We start from the raw sequence: 2,021 nt of genomic DNA, 5'->3' as shown, positions 1-2,021 counted from the left end.
ATCGGAGGGGCAGGGGACCGGATCCGCGTGGAGCCAGGCGGCGGCTTTTCATGAACGCGTCTCAAGGTGATGCTGCGGTTGGCGGAAGGTTTCGGAGCGGTGATGGCGGGCGCGAACAGCGGCGTGCTGTTCGCGTTGGGCACCGGTTCCAGCGTGAGATGTTCGGGCGGTGGCGCGACCAGCATGGCCTTCTGCACCGGCGGTTCATCGCTTTTCGTCCGGGCGCTGGCGGTGGATTTCGTGTCCGCGACGGCTTTTGTGCCCTGCTCGGGCGAGACGGTGGAGATCGCCGGAGGCAGCCCGGATTTGAAGTCACCGGGATACATCCAGGCGAGGCGTGATTCCTCGGCCTTGAACGCCTGAAGGCGGCCGTCCCGCCACCACCACCAGGCTCCCGCAGCCGCGGCCAGGTGCAGGAAGACGATCAGGAAAATCGATCCTGAAATAGGCTCCAGGGTTTTGGGGCGGCTACGTTTCATCAGCGGTCAGAATTCGTCCGCATGGGTGACGACGGCGGTCTTGCGGATGCCGGCCTTGTCCAGCACCTGCATCGTGTCCACGAGGTGCTGCACCGGCAGATCGCGGTGGATCCGCACCTCGATGCCGAGATCCGGGCGGCGTTGCGCCGCATGTTTCAGCGAGGCCGGGAGATCGGCCCGCGCGAGCATCGCTCCATTCAGGGTCACCGAAAGATCACGATGAACGGAGAGCGTCATCGTTTCAGCCGGTGCGGCGACCAGCGGCACCGAGGGAGCTGGTGCGGCCGCTTTTGGCAGCAGCAGCCTGTCCGCCTTCAACAGCGGAGCGGCCAGCAGGATGACAAACAGCAGCACCAGCACCAAGTCGAGCATCGGTGTGATGCTCACCTCGCTGATCAGGCGGAGCTGGTGCCGGTTGGAGTGGCGTTTCATGCGCGGGCGTGGAGGGCATGCATGGCCGCGGGCAGCGGCGAGGCGCTGGAGCCGGTGAAGGCGGGCATCGACGGGCTGCCCAGGGCGCTCATGCTGGGCAGCGTCTCGTTGGTGAAACGATGATCGACAAAGGTGCGGTCAAGACCCGCGCTCAGCTCGCTGGCGAAGTTGTCCAGGCGCACCACCATGCCACGGATGCGGTTCACGATGCCGTTGTAGCAGATCATGCTCGGAATCGCCACCAGCAGTCCCAGCACCGTGGTGACCAGCGCCGTGGTGATGCCGGGGGCCAGTGTGTTGAGGTCCGCTGCGGCGCCGTTTTGTGACATCAGGCCGAAGGCGTCCAGAATGCCCCACACCGTGCCCAGCAGGCCCAGGAAAGGAGCGCCGCTCAGAACGGTGGCCACCCAGTTCATTCGGGCTTCCAGCCGCAGGGCTGCCTCCCCGACGCTGCGCTCCATCGCCACCTGCACGGCGCTCATTTGGGAGGGAGTGATGCGGCCCGCGCCTTGCAGCCGTGCGGCAAAGGTGTCCCCCGGTTCATCCTCACCCACGAGATACCACGCCATCTCACGGCACGCAGCGTGGTAGATGTGGTAATAGGAGGAGTACTCGTGATGCTCCCGCCGTTGGAAGAGCTCCAGCGGATGGTTGCTTTCCCGGTACTCGCGCAGGAACGACAGATTCGAACGGTGGACGCGGGAGAGCAGGAAATGCTTGCTCAGGATCACCGCCCAGGCCGTGACGGACAGCAGCGCCAGGATGCCGCAGATGATCCAGCAGGTCAGATTGCTGTTTTTGAGGCCATACAGCAAACCAGGCGAGAGGAGGGTTTCGATGGGCGGCATTGACGAGGGAAAGGTTGCGGTAGTTAATCGACCTTAAAGGTCTGGCGTCAACCGGGGAATCTGCCCACGCCCCACTCACCGAAGGCCTGAAGTGATCCGTCCCGCACCCGTGAACCGTATCCTTGCACCCGGCCTGAATCTTGCTCCCTTCCGGCGCTCAACTCCCTAACACACCCACCCAATGCCCGTCGCCACCCCCGCCCAATACCGCGCCATGCTCGACGCCTGTCTCTTATACACATCTGACGCTGCCGACGACGGA

At 64.4% G+C, this 2,021-nt stretch carries 2 protein-coding genes and 1 pseudogene; all 3 read right to left on the bottom strand.

The annotated features are described in order from the left end of the window. Nucleotides 1-479, bottom strand: a pseudogene (locus IAE77_RS02185) (hypothetical protein); the annotation flags it as partial. 6 nt (nucleotides 480-485) lie between these two features. Beyond that, nucleotides 486-911: a biopolymer transporter ExbD gene (locus IAE77_RS02180; RefSeq protein WP_294221132.1), complete on the bottom strand. Its 426-nt coding sequence runs from the start codon at nucleotides 909-911 to the stop codon at nucleotides 486-488. Next, complete coding sequence (locus tag IAE77_RS02175; RefSeq protein ID WP_294221128.1) at nucleotides 908-1,759, bottom strand: MotA/TolQ/ExbB proton channel family protein; 852 nt, start codon at nucleotides 1,757-1,759, stop codon at nucleotides 908-910. The genes IAE77_RS02180 and IAE77_RS02175 overlap by 4 nt, the downstream gene beginning before the upstream one ends. Nucleotides 1,760-2,021: the final 262 nt, after the last annotated feature.

The organism is Prosthecobacter sp. (assembly GCF_014879935.1).
GTDB lineage: Bacteria > Verrucomicrobiota > Verrucomicrobiia > Verrucomicrobiales > Verrucomicrobiaceae > Prosthecobacter.
The sequence above is the reverse complement of the archived record's forward strand: the minus strand, read 5'-3'. Positions and strand labels throughout refer to the sequence as shown.

What these genes read in the sequence shown, in the direction of transcription:
- IAE77_RS02180 (WP_294221132.1), bottom strand. Translation starts at nt 911, where the DNA reads ATGAAACGCCACTCCAACCGGCACCAGCTCCGCCTGATCAGCGAGGTG.
- IAE77_RS02175 (WP_294221128.1), bottom strand. Translation starts at nt 1,759, where the DNA reads ATGCCGCCCATCGAAACCCTCCTCTCGCCTGGTTTGCTGTATGGCCTC.